General features: G+C 45.6%; 23 protein-coding genes and 2 pseudogenes. 16 read left to right on the forward strand and 9 right to left on the reverse strand.

What is annotated here, in order from left to right; genetic code table 11:
- Positions 1–263: 263 nt before the first annotated feature.
- Positions 264–1,364: an alkene reductase gene (locus tag GZN30_RS15910; protein ID WP_075648553.1), complete on the reverse strand. Its 1,101-nt coding sequence runs from the start codon at positions 1,362–1,364 to the stop codon at positions 264–266.
- Positions 1,365–1,376: 12 nt separating this feature from the next.
- Positions 1,377–1,763 carry a lactoylglutathione lyase gene (gloA, locus tag GZN30_RS15915; protein WP_075648554.1) on the reverse strand — a complete coding sequence of 129 codons (387 nt, stop codon included), beginning with the start codon at positions 1,761–1,763 and terminating at the stop codon, positions 1,377–1,379.
- Positions 1,764–1,991: 228 nt separating this feature from the next.
- Between gloA and GZN30_RS15920 the strand changes: the two genes are divergently transcribed.
- Complete coding sequence (locus tag GZN30_RS15920; RefSeq protein ID WP_075648555.1) at positions 1,992–2,531, forward strand: redoxin domain-containing protein; 540 nt, start codon at positions 1,992–1,994, stop codon at positions 2,529–2,531.
- 77 nt (positions 2,532–2,608) lie between these two features.
- Here the strand turns inward: GZN30_RS15920 and rodA are convergent, their stop codons facing one another.
- The gene (gene rodA, locus GZN30_RS15925) at positions 2,609–3,718 is read right to left on the reverse strand and encodes a rod shape-determining protein RodA (protein ID WP_075648556.1); all 1,110 of its coding nucleotides are present in this window, start codon (positions 3,716–3,718) and stop codon (positions 2,609–2,611) included.
- A gap of 396 nt (positions 3,719–4,114) precedes the next feature.
- On the opposite strand from rodA, the gene GZN30_RS15930 reads away from it, so the two are divergent.
- The 3 genes from GZN30_RS15930 (at position 4,115) to GZN30_RS15940 (ending at position 6,131) form a co-directional block, all read left to right on the forward strand.
- Positions 4,115–4,690, forward strand: coding sequence for a phosphohydrolase (locus tag GZN30_RS15930; RefSeq protein WP_075648582.1), 576 nt, complete (start codon positions 4,115–4,117; stop codon positions 4,688–4,690).
- Between the two features lie 108 nt (positions 4,691–4,798).
- Complete coding sequence (locus tag GZN30_RS15935; RefSeq protein WP_075648557.1) at positions 4,799–5,476, forward strand: glutathione S-transferase; 678 nt, start codon at positions 4,799–4,801, stop codon at positions 5,474–5,476.
- Between the two features lie 190 nt (positions 5,477–5,666).
- Positions 5,667–6,131: a GNAT family N-acetyltransferase gene (locus GZN30_RS15940; RefSeq protein WP_232060513.1), complete on the forward strand. Its 465-nt coding sequence runs from the start codon at positions 5,667–5,669 to the stop codon at positions 6,129–6,131.
- A gap of 313 nt (positions 6,132–6,444) precedes the next feature.
- Here GZN30_RS15940 and GZN30_RS15945 read toward each other — a convergent pair whose 3' ends face one another.
- Positions 6,445–7,407, reverse strand: a complete 963-nt coding sequence (locus tag GZN30_RS15945; protein ID WP_139312214.1) for a transposase — start codon at positions 7,405–7,407, stop codon at positions 6,445–6,447.
- A gap of 166 nt (positions 7,408–7,573) precedes the next feature.
- Complete coding sequence (locus tag GZN30_RS15950) at positions 7,574–8,470, reverse strand: DMT family transporter (RefSeq protein WP_075648559.1); 897 nt, start codon at positions 8,468–8,470, stop codon at positions 7,574–7,576.
- 116 nt (positions 8,471–8,586) lie between these two features.
- On the opposite strand from GZN30_RS15950, the gene GZN30_RS15955 reads away from it, so the two are divergent.
- A complete protein-coding gene (locus GZN30_RS15955; protein ID WP_075648560.1) occupies positions 8,587–9,069 on the forward strand; it encodes a MarR family winged helix-turn-helix transcriptional regulator in 483 nt (160 codons plus the stop codon).
- A 105-nt stretch (positions 9,070–9,174) separates the two neighbouring features.
- Here the strand turns inward: GZN30_RS15955 and GZN30_RS15960 are convergent, their stop codons facing one another.
- Positions 9,175–9,612, reverse strand: a complete 438-nt coding sequence (locus GZN30_RS15960) for a GlcG/HbpS family heme-binding protein (RefSeq protein WP_075648561.1) — start codon at positions 9,610–9,612, stop codon at positions 9,175–9,177.
- Positions 9,613–9,675: 63 nt separating this feature from the next.
- Complete coding sequence (gene aceB, locus GZN30_RS15965) at positions 9,676–11,295, reverse strand: malate synthase A (RefSeq protein WP_075648562.1); 1,620 nt, start codon at positions 11,293–11,295, stop codon at positions 9,676–9,678.
- 313 nt (positions 11,296–11,608) lie between these two features.
- Between aceB and gcl the strand changes: the two genes are divergently transcribed.
- The 5 genes from gcl (at position 11,609) to GZN30_RS15990 (ending at position 17,394) form a co-directional block, all read left to right on the forward strand.
- Positions 11,609–13,384 carry a glyoxylate carboligase gene (gene gcl / locus GZN30_RS15970; protein ID WP_075648563.1) on the forward strand — a complete coding sequence of 592 codons (1,776 nt, stop codon included), beginning with the start codon at positions 11,609–11,611 and terminating at the stop codon, positions 13,382–13,384.
- A gap of 80 nt (positions 13,385–13,464) precedes the next feature.
- A complete protein-coding gene (hyi, locus tag GZN30_RS15975; protein ID WP_075648564.1) occupies positions 13,465–14,241 on the forward strand; it encodes a hydroxypyruvate isomerase in 777 nt (258 codons plus the stop codon).
- A 48-nt stretch (positions 14,242–14,289) separates the two neighbouring features.
- On the forward strand, positions 14,290–15,186 hold the full coding sequence (locus GZN30_RS15980; protein ID WP_075648565.1) for a 2-hydroxy-3-oxopropionate reductase: 897 nt from the start codon (positions 14,290–14,292) through the stop codon (positions 15,184–15,186).
- Positions 15,187–15,510: 324 nt separating this feature from the next.
- Entirely contained in the window at positions 15,511–16,647 is a 1,137-nt protein-coding gene (locus GZN30_RS15985; RefSeq protein WP_075648566.1) for a glycerate kinase, read from the forward strand.
- Positions 16,648–16,779: 132 nt separating this feature from the next.
- The gene (locus tag GZN30_RS15990; protein WP_075648567.1) at positions 16,780–17,394 is read left to right on the forward strand and encodes a TetR family transcriptional regulator C-terminal domain-containing protein; all 615 of its coding nucleotides are present in this window, start codon (positions 16,780–16,782) and stop codon (positions 17,392–17,394) included.
- A 150-nt stretch (positions 17,395–17,544) separates the two neighbouring features.
- On the opposite strand, the gene GZN30_RS15995 is transcribed toward GZN30_RS15990, so the two are convergent.
- Together GZN30_RS15995 and uraH are read right to left on the reverse strand one after the other, a co-directional pair.
- Positions 17,545–18,888, reverse strand: coding sequence for an NCS2 family permease (locus GZN30_RS15995; protein WP_075648568.1), 1,344 nt, complete (start codon positions 18,886–18,888; stop codon positions 17,545–17,547).
- A 148-nt stretch (positions 18,889–19,036) separates the two neighbouring features.
- A complete protein-coding gene (uraH, locus tag GZN30_RS16000) occupies positions 19,037–19,390 on the reverse strand; it encodes a hydroxyisourate hydrolase (RefSeq protein ID WP_075648569.1) in 354 nt (117 codons plus the stop codon).
- A 346-nt stretch (positions 19,391–19,736) separates the two neighbouring features.
- Here uraH and puuE point away from each other — a divergent pair, with 346 nt between their 5' ends.
- The 6 genes and pseudogenes from puuE to GZN30_RS21485 all read left to right on the forward strand — a co-directional run.
- A complete protein-coding gene (gene puuE / locus GZN30_RS16005; protein ID WP_075648570.1) occupies positions 19,737–20,660 on the forward strand; it encodes an allantoinase PuuE in 924 nt (307 codons plus the stop codon).
- A 1-nt stretch (position 20,661) separates the two neighbouring features.
- Positions 20,662–21,177 (forward strand): 2-oxo-4-hydroxy-4-carboxy-5-ureidoimidazoline decarboxylase, encoded by a 516-nt coding sequence (uraD, locus tag GZN30_RS16010; protein ID WP_075648571.1) that lies wholly within the window; start codon positions 20,662–20,664, stop codon positions 21,175–21,177.
- A gap of 116 nt (positions 21,178–21,293) precedes the next feature.
- A complete protein-coding gene (alc, locus tag GZN30_RS16015) occupies positions 21,294–22,280 on the forward strand; it encodes an allantoicase (RefSeq protein WP_075648572.1) in 987 nt (328 codons plus the stop codon).
- 14 nt (positions 22,281–22,294) lie between these two features.
- On the forward strand, positions 22,295–22,858 hold the full coding sequence (locus tag GZN30_RS16020; protein WP_075648573.1) for an ureidoglycolate lyase: 564 nt from the start codon (positions 22,295–22,297) through the stop codon (positions 22,856–22,858).
- 59 nt (positions 22,859–22,917) lie between these two features.
- Positions 22,918–23,833, forward strand: a pseudogene (locus GZN30_RS16025) (urate hydroxylase PuuD); the annotation flags it as partial.
- 140 nt (positions 23,834–23,973) lie between these two features.
- Positions 23,974–24,216: pseudogene (locus GZN30_RS21485) on the forward strand (urate hydroxylase PuuD); the annotation flags it as partial.
- Positions 24,217–24,374 lie beyond the last annotated feature (158 nt).

Here is a 24,374-nt window from a genome sequence, read left to right on the forward strand (position 1 = left end):
GTTTTACGAAAGCACCTTGACAGAATGAAAATGATGAAAATTATTTTTGCTGAAAATGAAGCAAGATCAACTTGTTATGAAGAAATTTTAGCCGATTAACTAAGTTGTTGGATATGGCTAGAAGGGGGATAAATAGTCAGTTGTTGATTTTTTGTTGCTGCCAGCAAGTAAAACAAAAGGCTAACACTGGGGGGAGTGTTAGCCTCTTGAGTTATTGAGCTTAGGTAGCAGAGCGTACACTCTAGTTACTTAAGCCAATAGGGTTAGCTTGCTTGATATTCTGGATAATCAAGCAGACCTTTTTCATTACCGCCAAATAGCGTCGCAGGATCGTGCGCTGCTAATGGATAGCCATTTTGAATACGGTTTGGCAGATCTGGGTTGGCGATAAATGGACGACCGAAACCGATCATATCCGCTAAACCATCTTCCAGTGCTTTCGCAGCTTTCTCTGTGTCATAGCGACCAGCATAGATGATGACACCTTGGTAAGCGTCACGTACTGCACGTTTAAATTCCGCTGGAGTATCAGGTGCATCGTCCCAATCCACTTCAGCAATGTGCATATAAACCACGTTAAGCTTGTTAAGTAGCGCTGCTGCTGCGGTATAGGTTTCAACCGGCGTTTTATCGACGGTGCCGTTAAGCGAAGTAAATGGTGCAAGACGAACACCAACTCGGTTTGCGCCGATCGCATCCGTCATTGCTTCTACCACTTCGCCTAGAAAGCGTAAGCGGTTTTCAATGCTACCGCCGTATTCATCAGTGCGGTTGTTCGCTTCAGAATCAATAAATTGGTTGATTAGATAGCCGTTTGCTGCGTGTAACTCGATGCCATCAAATCCCGCTTCAATCGCATTCAGCGCGGCTTGACGATATTCCGCTACCACTTGCTCGATGTCCTCTTTGGTCATCTCACGTGGCTCAACCACATCCACAAAACCTGGTTCATCTGTGCCGTTGTCGATAAAGACTTTTACGTTTTCTGCTTTTAACGCTGAAGACGAAATTGGCTGCATACCACCGATATTATCAGGGTGAGTCACGCGACCTACGTGCCAAAGTTGAGCGAAGATTGCGCCGCCTTTGGCATGCACAGCATCAGTGACTAACTTCCAGCCAGCAATCTGCTCTTGGCTGTAGATGCCTGGAGTCCAAGCATAACCTTGACCCATTGCTGAGATTTGGGTGCCTTCCGCGACAATCAAACCAGCGCTTGCGCGTTGTGCATAGTAGTCTGCCATCATCTGATTTGCGACGTTACCAGGTTGGCTGGCACGTGAGCGTGTCATTGGTGGCATAACAATACGGTTAGCGAGAGTAAGTTCACCAAGTTGAATAGTGTTAAACATTGCGTTTTGCATCGATAATACCTCTTACTTGCTGGTTTGAATAAGTTCGATTTGGTAACCATCAGGGTCTTTAACAAAAGCGATATGCGTGCTGCCGCCTTTCATTGGACCCGGTTCACGGCTGACATTGCCACCAAGGGCTTTGATTTTGTCGCAAGCGGCATAAATATCTTCACTGCCTAACGCTAAATGACCAAAGGCGTTGCCTAGCTCATAGCTGTCGGTATCCCAGTTGTGGGTCAGTTCGATTGCCGCGCCATCTGGTTGTTCTGGATCGCCAACAAACACAAGTGTGTAGCGGTATTCAGGGTTCTCAAAACGGTCCAGTACGCTCATACCGAGCACTTTGGTGTAGAACTCGATAGATTTATCTAGGTCTGCTACTCGGATCATGGTGTGAAGAAATTTCATCTTGCCCCCGTTATTTTCATTTTTCCTAGCCTTGAACAGCTAGTGCAGGAAATTGAATCTGGACTTAGGATAGGGCGATTGGCGAACAAATAAAAATTATCAAAAATTATTATTTTTATAATTTTCTGTTATGAGCCTGCGTGAATGATGAGCATATAGGTTATTCACCCCACTTGTATTCAACTTTGTTTGTGCTTAACTTTGCTAAGGTTCTGCAAGGAGAGAGCAATGGCACATTCAGTGAAGTTGAAGGCTGGAGATGCGTTTCCAAATGTAAGCGCGACTCTATTGAATAATACGACGGTTGTACTGGGAAAGCCGCAGGAAGGGATGAGTTGGCAAGCCGTTTTCGTTTACCGTGGGAAACATTGCCCACTGTGCACTAAATATCTCAATGAACTAGAAAGTTACAAACAAGCGTTTGCTGATGCTGGTGTGGGGATTATTGCAGTGAGCGCGGATTCAAAACAGCAATTAACCGAGCACCTGGAGAAGCTAGACATTTCGTTCCCAATCGCGTTTGGTTTAACCCAATCACAAATGCAATTGTTAGGTTTGTACATTTCTATTCCTCGCTCAGAGCAAGAGACAGATCATAATTTTGCTGAGCCAGGGCTATTTATCGTCAACGAGCAAGGCGATTTGCATGTGGTCGATATTTCCAACAACCCGTTTGTAAGACCAGAGCTCGGCGCTCTCACTCGTGGTTTGGCTTGGATTCGAGATCCAAATAATCACTATCCAATTCGGGGAACGTTAGATTACTGAGCTCAGTAGCTGACATAAAAAAACCGAGAAGCAGGAGCTCTGTCTCTCGGTTTTTACGTTTGTTGGCTTCAAAGCAGTTAGTGTGCATGCCCCATCGCAGAGAATGGGGTACCCGCTTTTCGCCTTCTTGGCGCGAGCGCCATGATGATACCGAAACAAGCGCCTTGCGTGATCATTGCTGTACCGCCATAACTGATAAATGGCAGCGGGCTACCCATTACAGGCAAGATACCACTCACCATGCCCATATTGATAAAGGCGTAGAGCATAAAGCTCAGTGACAGTGCGCCGATAACCAGACGAGAGTATGCCGAATCACTTTGACTCGCGAGCCATAACGTCCGTGCCGCAATAAACAGGTATGTGGCAATCAAGGCGACACTGCCCATATAGCCCCATTCTTCAGCAAAGGTAGAGAAGATAAAGTCAGTATGGCTTTCTGGAATAAAGCCCAGTTGCCCCTGAGTCGCCATCATATAGCCTTTACCGCGAATGCCCCCTGAGCCTATTGCCACCAAAGACTGAATGATTTGGTAGCCTGCCCCCAATGGGTCTGACTCTGGATTGAGGAACTGAGTTACGCGCATCTTTTGATACTCTTCCATAAAGAACATCCAAAGAATCGGTATCGCAGTGGCAACGATGCCGATAACCGAGCCGATGATCTTCCAACTCATGCCGCCAAGAAACAGTACAAATAGCGAGTAGATTACAGTAAAGATCGCGCCATCCAAGTCAGGCTGAACCACAATCAATGCTGCCGGAATCGCCGTCAGAGCGAGACATGATAGGATCTTACTAAATGAAGGCACGCCAGGATCTTTTGCAATCATCCACGCCGTCATCATTGGAACCGCAACTTTAACCAACTCTGATGGTTGGAAACGAATGGGTCCCAGAGCAAGCCAGCGTTTTGAACCATTGGTCGCATCACCTGCAATAACCACTGCAAGTAGTAAGGTAACCGCTAAGCCAAACAGTGGTGGGGCGATATTGCGCAGAGTTTTAGCTGGTACAGCAGAGAGTATCACCAGTGCGCCAATGGCAATCACTGCACGGGCAAGGTGACGTTGTAAAATGGGCTCGCTAAAGCCACTAGCGCTCCAGACGCTAAGGCTACCCGCGGCGATCAAAAATACGATCGCGGCAAGCAACGGAAAATCGAGTTGAGGACGAAAACGCAGCACGGACGGTATGTTCAAAATGATAAGAGGATCGAAATTTAATCCTGATTGATAAGAAAGACAACAAACAATTTGTCTACTAAATGTCATATTTGTCATTTTCGGTCGCAGTCGGCATTTCTGTCCGTGAAATCAGTCAATTAAATCATCACCATCTTTAGTTTAAAAACAGCACAATTTTCTTGTCGGGACAGACATCATTAGCGAGACGCTGACGGATCCCCTCATCGACGTTATGAGGACAGTCTTAATAAGCGAAGATTCTCTAGCTTAGCAATATTGTTCTCGCATCCTCCTCGCTAATAGAGACTCTGCTATCTTTATTGATGAATTATAGATACTAAAGATGCGCGCTTGATGGTGGGTGGATGTGCGCCAGAAACAATAAGAGGTGATGCGATGCCACAGCAATTAAGACCGCATATAGAGATCAAACTTGAAAGACCGCGCGTTGAGCTTTTGTTTACCAAGTTCAAAGATCTTATGGGTGATGACTACCCAGGCTATCGTAATCATGTCTACCGGACGATTACTTACGCAATGCATTTTCTAGATAATGATGAGCAGTATGAACAGTTAGTCGAGACCGCTTTTGTTTATCATGATATTGGCTTGTGGACTGACCAAGAGTTAGCTTACCTTGAACCTTCCGAGTTATTGGCGCTGTCTGATAATGCACAACATGAGTGGGGCTTAGATCCTGATGCTTTGCGCGGCGCGATTCATTGGCACCATAAAATTTCTGCTTATAAGGGACCACATCAAAAAGTCATTGAAGCGTGCCGCAAGGCGGATTGGATTGATGCAACAAAAGGAACGGTGCGCAAAGGAATGAGTAAAGAGAATATTGAGCAAGTTGAACGCGCGTTTCCTAATTTGGGCTTTCATGACACGTTGTTACGATTAACCAAAGACTATGGTGGTTCAACCGTTGTTGGTGGTGTTCAAGTCACTTTAGGCATTATGAAGTGGTAAGACGGTGTCGGCATTGTCAAGGCAGGAACTGTTCCATTAGAGGGACAGACGCTTTAAGGTATTGCTTTTCAGGGCAATTGATGGATGAAACCTGCTGAGGAGTGAAAGTTGTCCCCCATTCTCTATTCGTTGCACAATTGCCCTTATGCCATCAGGGCTCGTTTCGCGTTAGTCAAAGCGAAGCAGACCGTACTTATTCGCTCAATCAAACTTAACAACAAACCATCGGAAATGTTAAAGGCATCACCAAAGGGGAGTGTGCCAGTTTTGCTTGTGCCGCAAAATACAGTAGAGACAAACAATTTACACACTCCATATCGGGTGCTGGAAGAAAGCTTGGATATTATGCTTTGGGCGCTATCTCATAATGATCCTAGTCATCTGCTGCAAAGCGGCAATGTAGAATCGTTACCTGCAATGCTGGCAATTATCGATGAGTTTGAACGTAAGTTTGTCCCCGCTCTTAATGCGTTCGCTTGTGCCAAACGCTACCATGAAAACAACCAATCAGATTTACGTCATCACTGCGAAATAGAACTCGAAAAGTTGGAGTCACGATTAGTCAAACATGCCTTTTTGTTCTCCAATCAAGAGAGCCTCGTGGATATCGCGTTAGTACCATTTTTGCGCAAATATGCTCGAATTGATAAGCAGTGGTTTCGCAATCGTCCTTATCCTCGCTTACGGGCTTGGTTGAATGGTTATATTCAAAGCCCTGAGTTTTCAAAAGTAATGAAAAACTATGACTTGTGGTTAGATACGCGCAAAGATGAGCACTTTGGTTAGTTTTTCAATCATGGTATCGGTGTAATCAAAAGATACCTAAGATCTCAATATTGACTTTATCGAGTTGCTTTAGTTGTAAATTACCTTAATAAAGATGGTATTTGTATTGAAATGATGGTTTCACGTAAATTTAAATGTGTGATACCTAAAATGCTACGTTTTATTGAGGTGGAGTGTGAAGGTTAGGGCAGTGTTAGAGTCTGATTGGGACTCAATACTTAAAATTCAGGCAGAGGTATATCATGATGCTGTGCTTGAAGAGTTAGAGGTGCTGAAAAGTAAAAGCATAGTGTCACCAACCAGCTGTTTTGTCTGTGAAACATCAGAAGGTGATATCGCTGGTTACCTACTGTCTCATCCTTGGGATTGCTCAACCCCGCCAAAGTTATTTGAGCCATTAACCGTAGCGAATGGAAGGCATCAGTTTTTTATTCATGACATGGCTGTTAGCGCAAGAGCGCAAGGTAAAGGCGTGGGACGATTGCTGATTAAGCAAGTTTTTACGCTAACAGAGAAGCTAGGTATGAAGAAAATCAACCTCGTTGCAGTACAAGGGGCTGATAGTTACTGGGCAACGCTAGGATTTGTCGCTAAAAATAGTGAACTTTGTGCTAGTTATGGTGACGATGCTGTGATGATGGAGATGACGGTTTAGTTGTTTAATAGTGTTTAATAGGGACAGTCACTTTAAACAACGATGTTTATCGGGACAGGCACATTAAAACAAGACTTAAGCATCTGAATCTAATCGTTGTTGTACTTAATAAGGACAGTCTCGTTAAGAGAGGCTAGAAGAAAAACGTGTTTGACCTTGGAATTTTTGGATGGCTAGCGTGATTGTAGAGTTGATCACACAGAATAGAGATACAAAAATGGAGTCGAGTGTTATTTCGTGGTTAAACGATCAATAGAGGGTAGAGGTTTCTTACTATTTTGAACTGGTCGTTCGAAGTAGGTTAAAAGTTATGTTAGCAAGTTAATTGAAGCCGGTGAATCCTTGTCTTATTTAATAGTCGCCTTACTGAATGCAGGTTATCAGTACTACTTATCACGGTATGGCGATCTTTCCCTAGCTCGCGACAGACCTTAAGCCACACGGTTTGATTAATATTAAGTCTTTGTAATATTGGTGGCGTAGTCGAATCCAAACAAGCTTTATTGCTACGGTATTGCCGGGCTGTCCAGTCAACTAATTCGATATAATCTAAGAGTCGAAACGGAATCCCATCACAATTTATTTCGCTTGAATTTCCTACGAAGGGATGTAGGCAAGGTGCGGTAACTTGATGGTTCTTTAGTGCTTCTAGTCTTGCTCGTATAGAAGTGAATTCGGATTCTTCAGGTGTTTTTGCGGTTCCCGCTCTTAACGGATTTAAGTCAACATAAGTCATTGCCGCAACTAAAGCCTGCTCATCTAGTAAAGCTTGGCTTTTGAATCGGCTTTCCCAAAAATGTCCTTTGCATTCATCTTCTTGATTTGCCTTACAAGAGATATAAAAATTCAACTCTCTCATGAACCAACTAAGACTCCATAAGCGTGAACGCCAAGAATTGATGATAGATGCGCATGCTGCCTTTTGCGTCTCACTAGTTAATTGGCCAGCCAACCAGTTTGACACAAGACTAGGTAGTTTATGCTCTTTTTGCCAGCGTCGAACAACGTCGTGATCTGATAGAGAAAGGGCATTTTCCCGATTGATATGGACGACTAAGTGATAGTGATTACTCATGATGGCATAGGCACAAATATCTATGCAGTAGATCTGAGAAAGCGAATACAGTTTTTGTTTTATCCATTCACGACGATGCTCGAAATTTTTTTCGGTGAGTGGATCTACACCGCATAAGAAACTGCGTCTGACACACCGTGAAACACAGTGGTAATAGGGTGTGGCATCTACAGAAACTTGTTGTTTTCTTGCTGTCGTCATCGTCGGTCTCACATACTTTCTATCAGTCGAGAATAGGAATGCATGGAAGAGCTAGCAAGCGTCCATTTTCTAATTTACTGCGAAGTTATCATCAATTCATACTTTGGTTACGTTATGGTGCCTGTCCTTATAAGAGAAAGCCGCTTAATGTTAAGCGGCTTGGTGGTTAGAGTTTGATGTGTGCTGGTGGGGTTTTATTTTGTCTAATGGCGAGAATGGCCTGCGGCAGCAAAGACATGATGATCATGCCGATCATTAGACTGTATTGGAAAGGCGTAAAACTTTCGCCCAGCAACACTAAACCAGACAGTATTCCGGCAATCGGGTTGGCAATCCCACCGAAGGTGAAATCTACCACTGACATGCGCTGCAGCAGCCATACATACATTCCATAACCTAGTGCAGTGTTTAATCCTACTACCCATAATAATCCAGCTAAATTGGTTGAAGAGAAACCTTCAATTACCGTTAGGTATTTGTCTGGCTCGATAACAGCATGCACGCTAGAGGCAATAAACAAGATAACGCCACCTAAAATCAGTTGCCATGTCAGCACTGTCCACCAATGCATGCGGTTACCAAGAGATTTGGTGATCGAGCTGCCGATCACAATGCAAAGAATGGCGGCAAGCATTGCCCCAAGCCCAAGTGGGTTTAAGCTGATTGAACTTGGATCAAACAGCATCCATGCAAGTGCAATTAAAGCAGCCCCACACAGTGATTGAATGATCCCTGGGCGCTGTTTGTTGATCAGCCAGTTGTATAGCATGGCAAATACAGGCACTGAAATCATCCCCACCCCTGAAATTGCAGAAGGTAAGGTCAGTGCCATAACAAAAATCAGACCAAAGAAGGTGGCGATGTTAATCAGCCCCAGACCAAAAAGAATCTTCCAGTCATCTTTTTTAGGTAAGCTTGGTCTAAATGCCAATAACAGTAATCCCGCCGGTAATGCGCGAATCGCACCCAGTAATAATGGGGGCCAGTCAGCAAGCGTAAATTGCGTTACTGCATACGTGGTTCCCCAAAAGAACGCCGGAATCATGGCAAGTAGTATATTCATTGAATTTATCTTTACGTTAAGATACTTTTGTCTCAAAGGTACGCCTAAAATCGATGTTTGTAAAGTATCTTTATGTTAAGATATTCAATCAGCATTAGTACTGGAGAATAATATTCATGGACGCTATCGATAGAGTGGTAGAACAATGGGCAAGGGAAAAGCCGGATCTAGAAACTGAGCCAATGGCGATCATGGGTCGTTTGATGCGCATCGCTAAATATATGGAAACGGAAGTCGCTCGTCTGCATAAGAGTTATGATCTGAAGCTAGGTGAGTTTGACGTGCTGGCGTCTTTACGTCGAAGTGGCAAACCATATCGCTTAACCCCTTCAGAGTTAATTGATTCGATGATGCTTACCTCGGGCGCAATGACCAATCGCTTAGATAAATTGGAATCGAAAGGGTTAATTTGCCGTGAGCACAGCAAAGAAGATCGCCGTAGTGTTACTGTTGAACTGACAGAACAAGGCTTTACTTTGATTGATCAAATTATTGAAGAGCATGCCGCTGTGCAAACTAAGTTAGTTAAGGGCATGAATGCAAGTCAGAAGAAGCAAATGAATACCATATTGAAAGGCTGGTTAACTCAATACGAGTAAGGTTTTCGATGTAAGAATAAATGACAACGCCCTCAATTATTGAGGGCGTTGTTGTTTTTGACCAGTAAAACAGTGTTAACTCCGTTGCGAAAGTTGTGCAGCGTTCTACGAAGCAAGTTCATCGCTATAGAGTTCTGCATGGTCAATGCCGCCAAGTGCACAGCTTTCGTCAACATCGGATAGATCGCCGCTCACTCCAACTGCACCAAGAATGTTTTGCTGAGCATCGCGGATCAAAAGTCCCCCGGGCACTGGTACCATATTGCCGTGCGCCAACACATTTACGGCGGAGATAAACGCTGGTCGATTATCAGCATCTTGGGCGAGTTTTCTCGACGAGCAACCGAGCGCTAGCGCTCCCCACGCTTTCGCTATAGCGATGTCGGGGCGCAGCATGCTTGACCCATCTTGACGTTGTAATGAGATGAGTTTACCGCCACTGTCGAGAATCGCGACGGTGAGAGGCGCGCTACTGCTCTGAATGGCGGCTCGAAAAGTACCGTCAGTAATCGTGAGTGCTTGTTCTAGAGTTAAACTTCCCATGTTATCTCCTATAAATGTGCGCCTCTTAGAGTTTTAGTCTAAATGAGAGCGCGATGAATCAGTTCAATTGAGTAACTGATAGCTAGGTAAGGTCAGGAAGGTGGCGAACTCTTTTGCTGTCGACAGCTCGAAGAAAAGGTCAGCAGTTTGTTCAAAGCGCCCTTCAGCATATCGAGTATCGCCCACTTCCTGTTTGATTGTGTTCAGTTCTTGATATAACCATTGTTGGAATAGTTGCTTGGTGAAGGTTTGTCCATCATCCAAAACAACACTATGGTGGATCCATTGCCAAATGTTGGCGCGAGAGATTTCTGCTGTGGCGGCATCTTCCATCAAACCATAGATGGGTACGCAGCCATATCCGCGGATCCACGCTTCGATATAGTAAAGAGCAATGCGAATGTTCTTACGCACGCCTGCCTCATCCCGACTGCCTTCACAAGGCTTGAGCAATAGCTCTGCCGTGATTTCGTGCTCTGGGCTAACAAAGTCGAGTTGGTTGGGTTTACCAGAGAGGTTTTTCTCAAACACAGACATGGCTAAATCGACCAAAGCGGGATGAGCGACCCAAGTCCCATCGTGACCATTGTTGGATTCGCGCTCCTTATCTTCGATCACTTTGGCGGTCACTTTCGCCATTTCAGCGGGGTCTTTGCTAGGGATGAAGGCCGACATGCCGCCCATAGCTAGTGCCCCTCGTTGATGGCAGGTACGCACCAGCAATTGGCTGTATGCGTTGAGAAACTCTTTGTCCATTCCGACTACATGGCGATCGGGTAGGATGCGATCTGGATGGTTTTTGAGGGTTTTGATGTAACTGAAAATATAGTCCCAGCGACCGCAGTTCATAGCGACAATATGGTCACGCATCGCATAAAGTATCTCATCCATCTGGAAGACAGCAGGAAGGGTTTCAATTAGTACCGTCGCGCGAATCGTACCAACCTGCACGCCAAAATATTCTTCGGTGAAGGAGAAGACATCATCCCACCACTGAGATTCTTCCATCGACTCGAGTTTAGGGATGTAGTAGTAGACTCCAAGCCCTTGCTCAGCGCGCGTCAGGTAGTTGTGATAGAAATAGAGGGCAAAGTCCATTAAACAACCAGGGATCGGCTGATCTTGGTATTGAATCGACTTCTCTGGCAGATGCAGTCCTCTTGGACGAGCAATCAATAGGGCTGGATCGTCACTTAATTGATAGTATTTATCTTTGCTTTGATCGTAGTAACTGATCGTGCCGGCATTGGCATCACGTAAATTGATCTGTCCTTGGATCATGTTATCCCACGTCGGCGCTGAGGCATCCTCAAAACAGCACATAAAGACTTTCGCTCCGGAATTTAGCGCATTGATGACCATTTTGCGTTCTACAGGTCCAGTGATCTCGACGCGGCGATCCATCAGTGGTGTGGGTGGTGGAGCGATTTTCCAGTTTTTATCTTCTCGAATTGCACGTGTATCCGAGCGAAAGTTAGGTAATTGACCCGCATCATAGCTTTGTTGTTGTAGTTCGCGAGTTTGCAGCAAGGCATCTCGTCGTGGGGCAAATTCTTTGACAAGTTTGGTTAAAAAAGAGAGTGCTTCTTTGGTTAGAATGCTTGAATACTCAGGGTTATCCATATTACCGACCACGTGTAGACAAGCGGTTTTCTCTCTTTCTGCTACATCGTTCAGACTCATTGTTTGTCTCCTTTAAACAATATCGAATGATTTTGTGTACAAAGTTATTTGTTCACGAATACTTATATTGCAATTCATGTAAACAATCAAAGATTATTTAACAAATATTTAGCATTTGTGTGCTTGGTAAAATAATTTTACGTTAAGATATTTTATATAAAGCAATGATTTCTAGGCTTTTAAGGCTCGTTGATGGGTTTTTGTGGTTGGTTGATGTTGTGAAAATGTTGCTTTTTGGGGTTGATAATTTTCTATTTTGGTTCATAGTACACAAAGTATCTTTGAATTGTATACAATCTAAATGGAGGTTAGCATGGCAAAGATGAAGGCAATAGAAGCCGCAGTTGAAGTTCTAAAAAAGGAAGGTGTAGATATTGCCTTTGGTGTTCCTGGGGCGGCTATCAATCCTATGTATGCCGCGATGAAAAAGCTCGGTGGCATTGATCATGTGCTTGCGCGTCATGTTGAAGGTGCATCCCACATGGCAGAAGGTTACACCCGTACAAAACAGGATAACATTGGCGTGTGTATCGGAACTTCAGGTCCTGCCGGTACCGATATGATCACAGGTCTATATTCTGCGTCCGCAGATTCAATTCCTATCTTATGTATTACTGGTCAAGCGCCAACTGCTCGTTTACATAAAGAGGATTTTCAGGCTGTAGATATCGAGTCCATTGCCAAACCTGTCACTAAATGGGCAACGACGGTACTCGAACCAGCTCAGGTACCACGAGCATTTCAACATGCATTTCATCTAATGCGCTCAGGACGCCCGGGACCAGTATTGATTGACCTGCCGCTAGATGTGCAACTGACAGAAATTGAATTTGATATCGATACTTATGAACCACTAGAGCCGTATCAACCCAAAGCGACTCGCGCCCAAGTTGAAAAAGCAATGGCGATGATGTGTGAATCGACTAATCCAATCATTGTCTCAGGTGGTGGCGTTATTAATGCAGGGGCCGAGGCGCTGCTGCAGCAGTTCGCTGAAATAACTGGTGTGCCCGTTATTCCAACACTAATGGGGTGGGGCTCAATTGCCGATGATCACGAATTGATGGCGGGGATGGTTGGTTTACAAACCGCTCATCGTTATGGCAACGCAACACTACTAGAATCAGATTTTGTCTTTGGCATTGGTAACCGTTGGGCAAACCGACATACAGGTTCACTGGATGTGTACACCAAAGGACGTAAATTTGTGCATGTCGACATTGAACCGACTCAAATTGGTCGTGTGTTCTGTCCCGATCTTGGCATTGTTTCGGATGCGAAAGCAGCACTGGAATTACTAGTCGAAGTGGCTCGTGAATGGCAAGCGGCAGGCAAACTACCTGAACGAAGCACATGGGTAGGAGAGTGTCAGCAGCGTAAAGCTACTATGCTGCGCAAAACCCATTATCAAGATGCACCGATTAAGCCAATGCGAGTGTATGAAGAGATGAACAAGGCATTTGGTCGTGAGACCTGTTATGTCAGCACCATTGGTTTGTCGCAAATCGCCGCCGCTCAGTTCCTGCACGTATATCAAGCACGTAATTGGATCAACTGTGGTCAAGCAGGTCCTCTTGGTTGGACAACGCCAGCCGCTTTAGGTGTGAGAGCTGCCGATCCTAATCGCGATATCGTGGCGATATCTGGAGACTATGATTTCCAATTTATGATTGAAGAGCTAGCCGTAGGCGCACAGTTTAACTTGCCATATATCCATGTACTGGTGAACAACTCTTACCTAGGGCTTATCCGTCAAGCGCAGCGTCAGTTTGATATCGATTATTGTGTGCAGCTTGCGTTTGATAACCAAAACGCGCCAGAACTAGAAGGTTATGGGGTTGATCACGTCACTGTGGTTGAGGGATTAGGCTGTAAAGCGATCCGAGTCACTGACCCAGAACAAATGCAAGCGGCATTTGCACAAGCGAAAGAGCTGATGAACAAACATCAAGTTCCTGTTGTAGTGGAAGTGATGCTGGAGCGGGTAACCAATATCGCGATGGGCGTTGAGATTGACTCGATTAATGAGTTTGAAGCGCTAGCAGAAAGCATTGCCGATGCGCCAACAGCACTTGCTCACAACCAGTAAGTTCCATTGCTAAGCACTTAAGCCCAGTCTTATTTTCCTAAAGGGCTTGGGTGCTGACAGACCAGAATAAGGATATCAAAATGGCAAAATTTGCAGCAAATTTATCCATGCTGTTTACCGAGCTCGACTTTGTTGACCGTTTTGCAGCAGCGGCAAAAGCAGGATTCACGGGAGTGGAGTACCTATTTCCATATGCGCTGACACCAGAGCAGATCAAACAGAAGCTGGATGATAACCAACTTACCCAAGTGTTGTTTAACTTGCCTGCAGGAGATTGGGAAGCGGGTGAGCGTGGGATTGCGGTTGATCCAAACCGCCGTGAAGAATTTAAAGCGGGTGTAGCTCAAGCTATCACTTATGCCCAAGTGTTAGGGAACAGCCAAATAAACTGTTTGGCCGGTATTGTGCCACAAGGCGTCAGTACCAGCGAAGCGCACGCGACGTTTGTTGAGAACCTACGTTATGCGGCGCAAACTTTGAAACAAGCGGGCATTCGCCTAGTGATTGAGGCGATTAATACTCGCGACATTCCAGGTTTCTTTCTCAATACCACCGAGCAAGCGAAGAGCGTTATTCAGGAGGTAGGCAGCGATAACCTGTTTATTCAATACGATATCTACCATATGCAGATTATGGAAGGTGATCTTGCGCCAACGATGAGTGCCAATATTGCACAAATCGCGCATGTACAACTGGCTGATAACCCAGGGCGTCATGAGCCAGGTACCGGGGAAATTAACTACCCATTTGTGCTAAAGCATTTGGATGAGCTTGGTTACCAAGGTTGGATCGGGTGCGAGTACAAGCCGAAAACCACCACATTAGAAGGCCTAGATTGGCTAAACCTATACCGCTAATTGCGGAGTTGCCCATTCATAAAGGGCGAAGTTATGGAGAACAAACAAATGAAAATTGCATTTATCGGTACTGGAATCATGGGCAGACCTATGGCGGCTAACCTGCAAAAAGCCGGGTATGAAATTGTACTGTCTGACCACTTCAATCCAGCGCCAGCAGATTTAGTGGCAGCTGGGGCTGTGGTTACTCATTCTGTTGAGGAAGCAACGCAACTGGCGGATGCGGTCATCTTGATGGTACCTAATACGCCGCAGGTAGAAGATGTGCTATTTGGCAATAAAGGTGTAGAAGCAGGTTTAAATGCTGGTGGAGCCTCAAGCAAATTGGTTATCGACATGAGCTCAATTTCTCCGATGGCAACTAAAGCTTTTGCTGCGCGTATCAACGAAAGTGGTGCTCAATATATTGATGCTCCAGTTTCTGGTGGTGAAGTCGGCGCGGTTAACGCCACTTTAAGCATTATGGCTGGTGGTTCTCAGGAGGCTTTCGATCAGGCTCGTCCGCTGTTTGAAGTGATGGGTAAAAACATCACTTTGGTTGGCGATAATGGTGCAGGGCAAACGTGTAAAGTCGCGAATCAGATCATCGTTGCACTCAATATTGAAGCCGTGTCTGAAGCGCTGGTATTCGCTTCTAAAGCGGGGGCTGATCCAGCTCGTGTTCGTCAGGCGCTACTGGGCGGTTTTGCTACATCAAAAATCTTAGAAGTGCATGGCGAGCGAATGATTGCAGGTACATTTGAGCCGGGCTTTAGAATTGCGTTGCACCAGAAAGATTTGGATTTAGCGCTGACTGGCGCGCGTGAGCTGGGAGTGGCTCTGCCAAACACGGCAACGGCGCAAGAGCTATTTGAAGATTGTGCTGCGCTAGGCGGCGATGAATGGGATCACTCGGCGCTGATTAAGGCGATTGAAAAACGCTCGAAACACTCAATTCGCGATTAATTTCGCTCCGGGGTAAAAAGGCTTCCTCTCCCTTTTTACTCCTTGGGTTTACCAAACCCTAAATAGAACAACTTTGGTTTAAATCGCGTATTTTTGTCTCCTTTTGTACGCGTTCCCGTTGTAAGTCAACAGGTAGGAGCTTCCGCACGGGCTTTATCTTACTCAGGTCTTTTCGCGGCTTACTTCGGGATTTTTCTTTTTACCTACCCAAGCAATAGTGTAAAGAGAGCCATCTCCGCTTTTGCACAATAGGTAAATTCTACCTTCCCCGCACGTAATACCCAGACGCAGCAGAGTCACTCAGATTGGTTTAAGGACGAGAAAATGAAAATAGTAATTGCGCCCGATTCATACAAGGAAAGTTTAACCGCAATGCAAGTCGCTACAGCAATTGAAAGTGGTTTTAGACAGGTTTTACCTGATGCAGAGTACATTAAATTACCCATGGCAGATGGGGGTGAAGGCACCGTACAATCCTTGGTTGACGCGACAGGTGGTCAGGTAGCCTCTACGGTGGTAACCGGTCCACTTGGTGAGCCAGTTGAGGGGTTTTATGGTCTGCTTGGTGATGGCGTAAGCGCAGTGGTCGAAATGGCTGCGGCGTCCGGTTTACATTTGGTAGAGCCTGATGCACGGAATCCTTTGAATACCACAAGCTATGGTACCGGAGAGCTGATTAAGGCTGCGTTAGAACAAGGCGTGCAACATATCATCATTGGTATTGGGGGCAGTGCCACTAACGATGGCGGAATTGGTATGGCGCAGGCGCTGGGTGCACGTTTTCTGGATAGTGATGGTAACGAGTTGGCTTTTGGTGGTGGCGCGATAGCGAACCTTGAGCAGATCGATTTGTCTGGTTTAGATCCGCGGCTTCAACAGGTACGGCTTGAAGTCGCATGTGATGTGGATAATCCATTGTGTGGTCCCACAGGTGCTTCGTATGTCTTTGGTCCACAAAAAGGCGCCACTCCTGCGATGGTTGAGCAGTTGGATTATAACCTTGCACACTACGCAAGCATTATAGAGCGTACCACAGGTAAAGATGTCATAAATCAAGCCGGTGCAGGTGCTGCTGGCGGCTTGGGTGCAACATTGTTAGGGCTACTCACTGCGAGTCTTCGCCCAGGTATTCAAATTGTTATTGAAGCGACCAATCTTGCCGAAGTGGTAAAAGACGCCGCTTTGGTGATTACCGGTGAAGGGCGTATTGATAGTCAGACTATTCACGGTAAAACGCCAATGGGCGTGGCGCAAACAGCGAAATTATATGATTTGCCAGTTATTGGTATAGCGGGTAGCCTCGCGTCTGATTGTAACGTGGTGCACCAACATGGCATTGACGCTGTATTCAGCGTGGTTCCTGGGGCAGTAGATCTGCCATCGGCACTTAAACAGGCTGCGTTTAACGTTGAGATGACCGCACGTAATGTCGCCGCGACATGGTGTCTAGTAGCAAAATAACCCTCTGTTAGTCATCTTTTTATACGGCCGCCTTCAAGCGGCCGTTTTAGTTTGTCGCAAAATCTTTCTCTCACCTTGCTATCACTAACATATTGTTTACACTGAGAACCTACTCAACGTTAAGGGAATACCATGAGTCGCATAAGAAAAAAGAATCAGCAGTTGATTATTGAAGTAGCCAGTAAAGAGTTTGCTACTCATGGTTATGCGGCGACTAAAATTGTTGATATTGCCAAAGCGGCGGATATTCCTAAGGCGAATGTATTTTACTATTTTAGTAGCAAAGATAAGTTGTACTACGCGGTACTACAGACCGTAACCCAACCATTACTCGAGGCTTCTCGTCCACTGGAAGAGGTGGATGATCCGGTTGAGGCACTGAGACAATATATTCGCGCCAAGCTACGTATTTCGCAAGACCACCCTTATGCATCGAAAGTGTTTGCCAATGAAGTGATGTCTGGGGCGAGTGCGTTGCCAGACGATATTGGCGATGAACTTTTCAAGCAATCTCAGATGATCATCGACAAATTTACCTCTTGGTCTGAGCAAGGCTTGATGGATAAAGTGCCTCCCCATCACTTGATGTTTGCGATTTGGGCAGCGACACAAACTTATGCGGATTTCAGTTGGCAGATTGGTAACGTGATGCAAAAGTCGCAGCTTGATGAGCAAGATTATCATCAAGCTGCTGAGTTCATTTCACAGTTGGTAATTAAAGGTTGTTCCGTTAAAACCAAGCCATAACAACACTTGATAAGAACTAACGTTAAGCGAACGTGGGTACATATTGAATTCGCTTGACCATAAATGGGGTAGAAACAAAAACGCTCTAGCCAAACAATATTTGACTAGAGCGGGTGGTTAACTAAGGCTGATAGTTGCTACAAGGCTCGCTTAGATATAAACAAGCTTAGCAACAAATACAACGGTTAGAATGTACATCGAAATGGAGACATCTTTTGTTTTGCCGGTTGCCACTTTAAGTACGGTGTAAGTGATAAAACCAAGCGCAATACCATTGGCGATAGAGAAAGTTAACGGCATCATTAGCGCTGTAATTGCTGCAGGAGCGCCATTGGTAAAATCTTTCCAGTCTACATGCTGCATGCTGCTCATCATCACAAATGCAACGTAGATCAGTGCACCTGCTGTTGCGTAGGAAGGGATCATTCCAGCTAATGGCGAAAGAAATATTGCAGCGACAAACAGCGCAGCAACGACGATGGCTGATAAACCTGTTCGTGCACCCGCAGCAACACCCGCAGCACTTTCGACATAACTGGTTACTGGCGGGCAGCCAACACACGCGCCTGCGACACTTGAGATACTGTCTGCTTTTAATGCCTTGCTAAGCCCTTCAATTCGGCCTGTCTCTTTGTTGATCAGGTGTGCTCGTTCAGCGACGCCCATTAAGGTACCTGCAGTATCGAACATATTGACGAATAAGAAAGCGAGAATCACGCTCACCATTGAGATGTTAAACGCCCCAGCAATATCCATCGCCATAAACGTTGGAGCAATACTTGGTGGCGCAGAAAAGACGCCATTGAACTCGACGAGACCTAGTCCCAACCCCATAGCTGTAACGCTTAGAATGCCAATCAGTACAGCACCGAATACCTTACGCTCGCTCAATACCGCGATAATTAAGAATGCCACTGCTGCCAAAAGTGCATCGGGCTTAGTAAAGTCACCAAGTGATACCAAAGTTGCTGGATTTTCTACCACGATACCAGCAGTTTTAAGACCAATCAGACCAAGGAATAGACCAACACCCGCGGTCATCGCGTAGCGCAAACTGTGCGGAATACTCTCGATGATCCATTGACGGATTTTGTAAAAACTCATCCCGACAAATAGGATACCGGATAGGAATACCGCGCCCAGTGCTACCTCCCAGCTATAACCCATTTCACTTACCACCGTGAATGAGAAGAAGGCGTTTAATCCCATGCCAGGCGCTAAACCGACAGGCCAATTGGCAAATAACCCCATCAGCAAACAGCCAATCGCAGCCCCGATACAAGTAGCGACGAACACCGCACCAGAATCCATTCCGGAAGCCGCCATGATTTGTGGGTTAACGAAGATGATATAAGCCATGGTGGCGAAGGTTGTGATACCACCGATCATTTCGTTTTTAACACTGGTTCCGTGTGCTTTCAGTTTAAAGAAACGTTCTAGTAAGCCACCAGATTGACTTTCGTTATCCAGTACTTCTGCTTTGCTTTCATTCATGTCAGCAAGTCCTTTTGGTTTGATGTTTCTAAAATTGAATACCACTTTCTGCATGTAAAGAATGTTATTTTCTAAGGGTATTAGGTGCAGAACTTCAATTCTCTCGGTTTAGTTTTACGCTCTATATTGGCGTTATAGTTTGACGTTGTTAGCTGCCGCGATACGTTGAGAAACTGTACGGTGATACCAATAGCGGCACGTGATAGTGCATGCTGGTATCTCCTAGCCCAAAACGAATCACCACATCATCTAGGAAAGGGATTTCACCGAGATCAACATCTCGGTTCTTGTAGTAGTCAGCAACATGGAAAACCAGTTGATATTTACCGCTGACAAGCGAGTCACCTTCTAAAATAGGTTGGTCGGTACGGCCATCAAAGTTGGTGGTGACGGTTTTAACTTTAGTTAGAGAATCGCCCTCAACGCGAAACAATTCAACTTGAATGTTCGCTCCAGGCACGCCGTGCATTGTATCCAGTACGTGAGTAGTTAGTTTGCCCATAATCTCCAATTGCGCCCAGCGCTCTCCTTAGCTTGCGTTATTAAATTGTATACAAAATTGTTTTTGTTTTTTTGTATTGATACCTATATATGTACACGAAATATTCAGATAGTAAAGCCTGATGTTGCATTTTTGTTATCAAATGTGTCGACATAAAAGCGAAAGTGTGAAGTGAGTTTTTTCGAGTTTATAAAGGTTAAAGTTGGTAACTATATGAATATTATCTTTAAATTTTATAAAAATAACTTTAACAACAAAATCTTTACATTAAGATAAAATATTGTATACAATGAATCTATGTTCTGAGTGCTAACCACAAGCACTTACTATTTCAAGGAGAGGCTGAATGGATAAGGATTATTCTCGAGATCTCATTGGCTATGGCAATCAGCCACCGCATGCAAAATGGCCAGGTGGTGCTCGAGTCGCCGTATCATTTGTGCTCAATTATGAGGAAGGCGGAGAGCGTTGTTTACTGCATGGTGATCAAGAATCTGAAGCATTTTTATCGGAGATCCCGGCGGCACAGCCGATAAAAGGTGAGCGTCACATTAGTATGGAATCAATCTACGAATACGGCAGTCGCGCGGGCGTGTGGCGTGTATTGAAGCTATTTGATGAATATGAGATTCCTCTAACCGTATTTGCCGTTGCAATGGCATTAGAACGCCACCCACAATTGGCGCAAGCTATGGTCCAAGCGGGACATGAGATTTGCAGCCATGGCTATCGTTGGATCGATTATCAATATATGGATGAATCGCAAGAGCGTGACCATATGGCGAAAGCGATCGACATTATCACCCAGCTAACAGGTGAACGACCACTGGGTTGGTATACCGGACGCACAGGTCCCAATACACGCCGTTTGGTCGCTGAAGAAGGCGGGTTTCTCTATGACTCCGACGCCTATGATGATGATTTACCTTATTGGCATACCCAAGCAGGGCGCCCACAACTCGTTATTCCTTATACGTTAGATGTCAACGATATGCGTTTTGCTACGGTACAAGGTTTCAATTCTGGTGAACAGTTTTATCAATATCTTAAAGATACATTCGACACGCTGTATGCCGAAGGGGAAACCTCTCCCAAGATGATGTCGATTGGCTTACATTGTCGTTTGATCGGTCGCCCTGGTCGAATTGCCTCTTTGAAACGATTTCTAGATTACGTAAAACAGCACGATGACGTGTGGTTATGTCGTCGTGTTGACATCGCGCGCCATTGGCACGAGCACCATCCATACACACCAAACAGGGAGAAGTAACATGACAGAATTTCGTTTTTGTAAACCATCACAAATGAGCCGAGCGGATTTTGTCTCTTACTTTGCTGACGTGTATGAGCATAGCCCTTGGGTGGCTGAAACAGTGTTTGATCAAGGGCTGACGTATGCGGACGACGCGATAGTGAATCTGCATTTGCGTATGACCACCACACTGCTAAAAGCAGATAAAACCAAGCAACTAGCACTAATCAACGCTCACCCTGATTTAGCGGGACGAGCAGCTATTAACGGCGAACTTACTGCAGCATCAACCGCAGAACAGGCAGGCGCTGGTATTGACCAATGCTCCGCTGCAGAGTTCGATAAATTCACCACGTACAACGACAGTTATAAAAGCCGCTTCAACTTTCCCTTCATCATGGCAGTGAAAGGGGCCAATCGTTACCAAATTCTTGAATCGTTCGAGAAGCGATTAGGCAATGATAGTGAAACTGAGTTTGCTACTGCGATTCAGGAAATCAACAAGATAGCTCTGTTTCGCCTGCGCGATATGTAAGTCACGGAGATGGCGACTATTGTGCATCGATATCAATTGCACAGGCAATTGGTACTCACTCTGGAAAGAGTACAACTCATTTAACCTATTTTTGATTAATTGGAAGGATAAAGGACATGTCCTTAGATTTTGAACAGTACATTAACCTTGCTGACGAAAAACTGGGTGCAACCGCACTCTACGCTACTGACGATTTCTTTGCGGATAAAAGCCGCCTACTGCGCCGCGAAGCGCCAGAGTGGAAAGAGGGCGTTTATGACGATAATGGGAAATGGATGGACGGTTGGGAAAGCCGTCGTAAACGTGGCGAAGGCTACGATTACTGTGTGATCCGTTTAGGTTTAGCGGGCACCATTGCTGGTGTAGACATCGACACGTCATTCTTTACTGGTAACTTCCCGCCTTCTGCATCGATTGATGCTTGTTATTCACCGGAAGGTGACCCAACGGAAACAACAGAGTGGCAAGAGATCCTGCCATCGATGAGCCTACAAGGTGATCACCATCATCTTGAAGCGATTGCCAACGAGCAAGTGTTTACCCACTTACGCTTGAACATCTACCCAGATGGCGGTGTTGCTCGCCTGCGTGTTTACGGGCGTCCTAGTGTCGATTGGCAGCAAATCGATAGCCAACAAAAAGTCGACCTTGCCGCAGTAGAAAATGGTGGTCGTGCGCTAGCTTGTAGCGATGAACACTATGGAAATAAGTCCAATATCCTTGGTCCTGGTCGAGGCGAAAACATGGGCGATGGTTGGGAAACCGCACGCCGCCGTACGCCTGGCAACGACTGGGTGATTGTTGCGCTTGGTCACGCAGGCAACATTGAGCGCGTAGTGGTTGATACCGCGCACTTTAAAGGTAATTTCCCGGATAGTTGCTCAATTCAAGCGGCTTATGTCAAAGGTGGTACCGATGACCAAGTAGCGACCCAGAGCTTGTTCTGGCGCGAATTGCTGCCGGCTCAGAAGCTAAAAGCGCATGATATCCATGAGTTTGTTGCCGAAGTGAATGAGCTAGGAGCGGTGACTCATGTACGTCTGAATATTTTCCCTGATGGTGGTATCAGCCGTCTGCGTTTATTTGGCACTAAAGCGGAATAAGCGAGGAGAAAAATATGAGCAATGGAACTCGTCGTTTAGCCATTGAGCCTTTAACCAAACAAGCATTTGCAGAGTTTGGTGATGTGATTGAAGTTGAGAACAGCGATTATTTTATGATTAATAATGGCTCGACACGTCGTTACCACAAACTCGCCGAAACAGATGTGCAGCAGGAAAATGGTCAGGCGATCATCAGTATTTTCCAAGCGACGCCGCTTAACTACCCATTGACGATTCGAATGTTAGAACGACATCCGTTGGGTTCTCAAGCGTTTGTTCCGTTGCTCGGTCAACCCTATCTTATTGTTGTTGCGCCTAAAGGTGATAACCCAAGCCTTGAATCATGCCGCGCTTTTTTAAGTAATGGTCAGCAAGGTGTTAATTATCACAAAGGGGTTTGGCATCACCCGGTACTTGCTCTTAGTCAAGAGGATCAATTTCTCGTCGTTGATCGCGGTGGTGATGGTAATAACTGTGATGAAGTCTATTTCGAACAAGATTTAGTCTGTTTGTATTTAGAAGATATACCGGGCAACGAGATTGAACATAGTGAGCAGCGTACGGAGTCAGCGCTGTAGAACCGAAGCGAAGGGTTAGTTGAGTAATCATCGTTTTTGGTGTGAATAAGGAGTTTATTATGGATCCACATATCACGGAGTGGTTGAATCTAGCGATTCGCTGGGTTCACATGATAGTTGGTATTGCCTGGATAGGTGCTTCGTTTTACTTTGTTTGGCTAGAGAACAACTTAAATCGAGTTAATCCTAAAACAGGTCTTTCAGGTGACCTTTGGGCAATTCATGGTGGTGGTATTTACCACTTAGAGAAATACAAACTTGCACCACCTGAAATGCCAGAGCATCTACATTGGTTTAAATGGGAAGCTTACTTTACTTGGATTACCGGTGTACTGCTGCTTGCAGTGGTTTATTATCTCAATGCGGAGATCTATTTGATCGCCCCAGGTTCTGGTCTTGCGGCTGAAACCGCCATCGCCATCGGCGTTGGTGCTTTGATTGCTGGTTGGTTTATTTACGATTTACTGTGCGACTCACCGCTGGGCAAGACGCCAGTATTGCTAGGCTTAGTACTGTTTGTGTTGTTGGTTGCGTCAACTTATGGTCTATCTCAGGTATTCAGTGGTCGTGGTGCTTATATTCACATTGGTGCGATCATCGGTACGATTATGGTCGGTAACGTATTTCGCGTGATTATGCCGGCACAACGCAATCTCGTCAGTGCCATTGAAGAAGGACGCGAACCTGATCCGAGCTTACCGGCGAAAGGTTTGCTGCGTTCACGCCATAATAATTATCTGACGTTGCCAGTGCTGTTTATTATGATCAGTAACCACTTCCCAAGCACATATGGTTCTGAATACAACTGGGCGATTCTTGCGGGTCTAGCGATTTTCAGTATTTTGGTTCGCCACTACTTCAATACCCGTCATGGTAGCCAGAAATACGCGTGGACGGTTCCGGTCGCTGCATTAGGTATGGTGACACTGGCGTTTGTTACCTCGCCTTATGCGAACAAGCCTAGTCAGCCTGTGGCTAAAGTGGAGAGCGTTTCATCTCAATCGGTTGAAGCATCGTCATCAACGTCGAATACCGTGGAGAAGGGCGTTGAGAATGATGTTTCTGCTCAGTCAGTGGCTCTGCCTTATAATACTGGTGATGTTGATTTCTCAGCGATTAAACAGGTGATTCAAGAACGTTGTGCAAGCTGTCACTCCGCCACACCAACTCACCCAGCCTTTGCCGCGGCACCAGCTGGCGTAGAGTTAGACACGCCACAACAGATCAAAGCCAATAGTCCTCGTATTGCCCAAACTGTGACCACCAAATATATGCCTTTGGGTAACCTCACACAGATGACCGATGATGAGCGAACATTAATTGGTGACTGGGTCGAGCAAGGCGCAGCGATTCAGTAACACCCCGAATGAGCGCCAGTCCGATTTATTGTCGTCCGGTCGGATTGGTTGCTCTACTTCTATGACTGCTACTGCAAGGTAGCGATTTCCCCTTTCCCCGGTTGGTTTCCGGGGTTTTTTATACCTAGACCCAAGTCATTGCGAGAGTTTGTGGTGCC

This window comes from Vibrio ponticus, assembly GCF_009938225.1.
Lineage (GTDB): Bacteria > Pseudomonadota > Gammaproteobacteria > Enterobacterales > Vibrionaceae > Vibrio > Vibrio ponticus.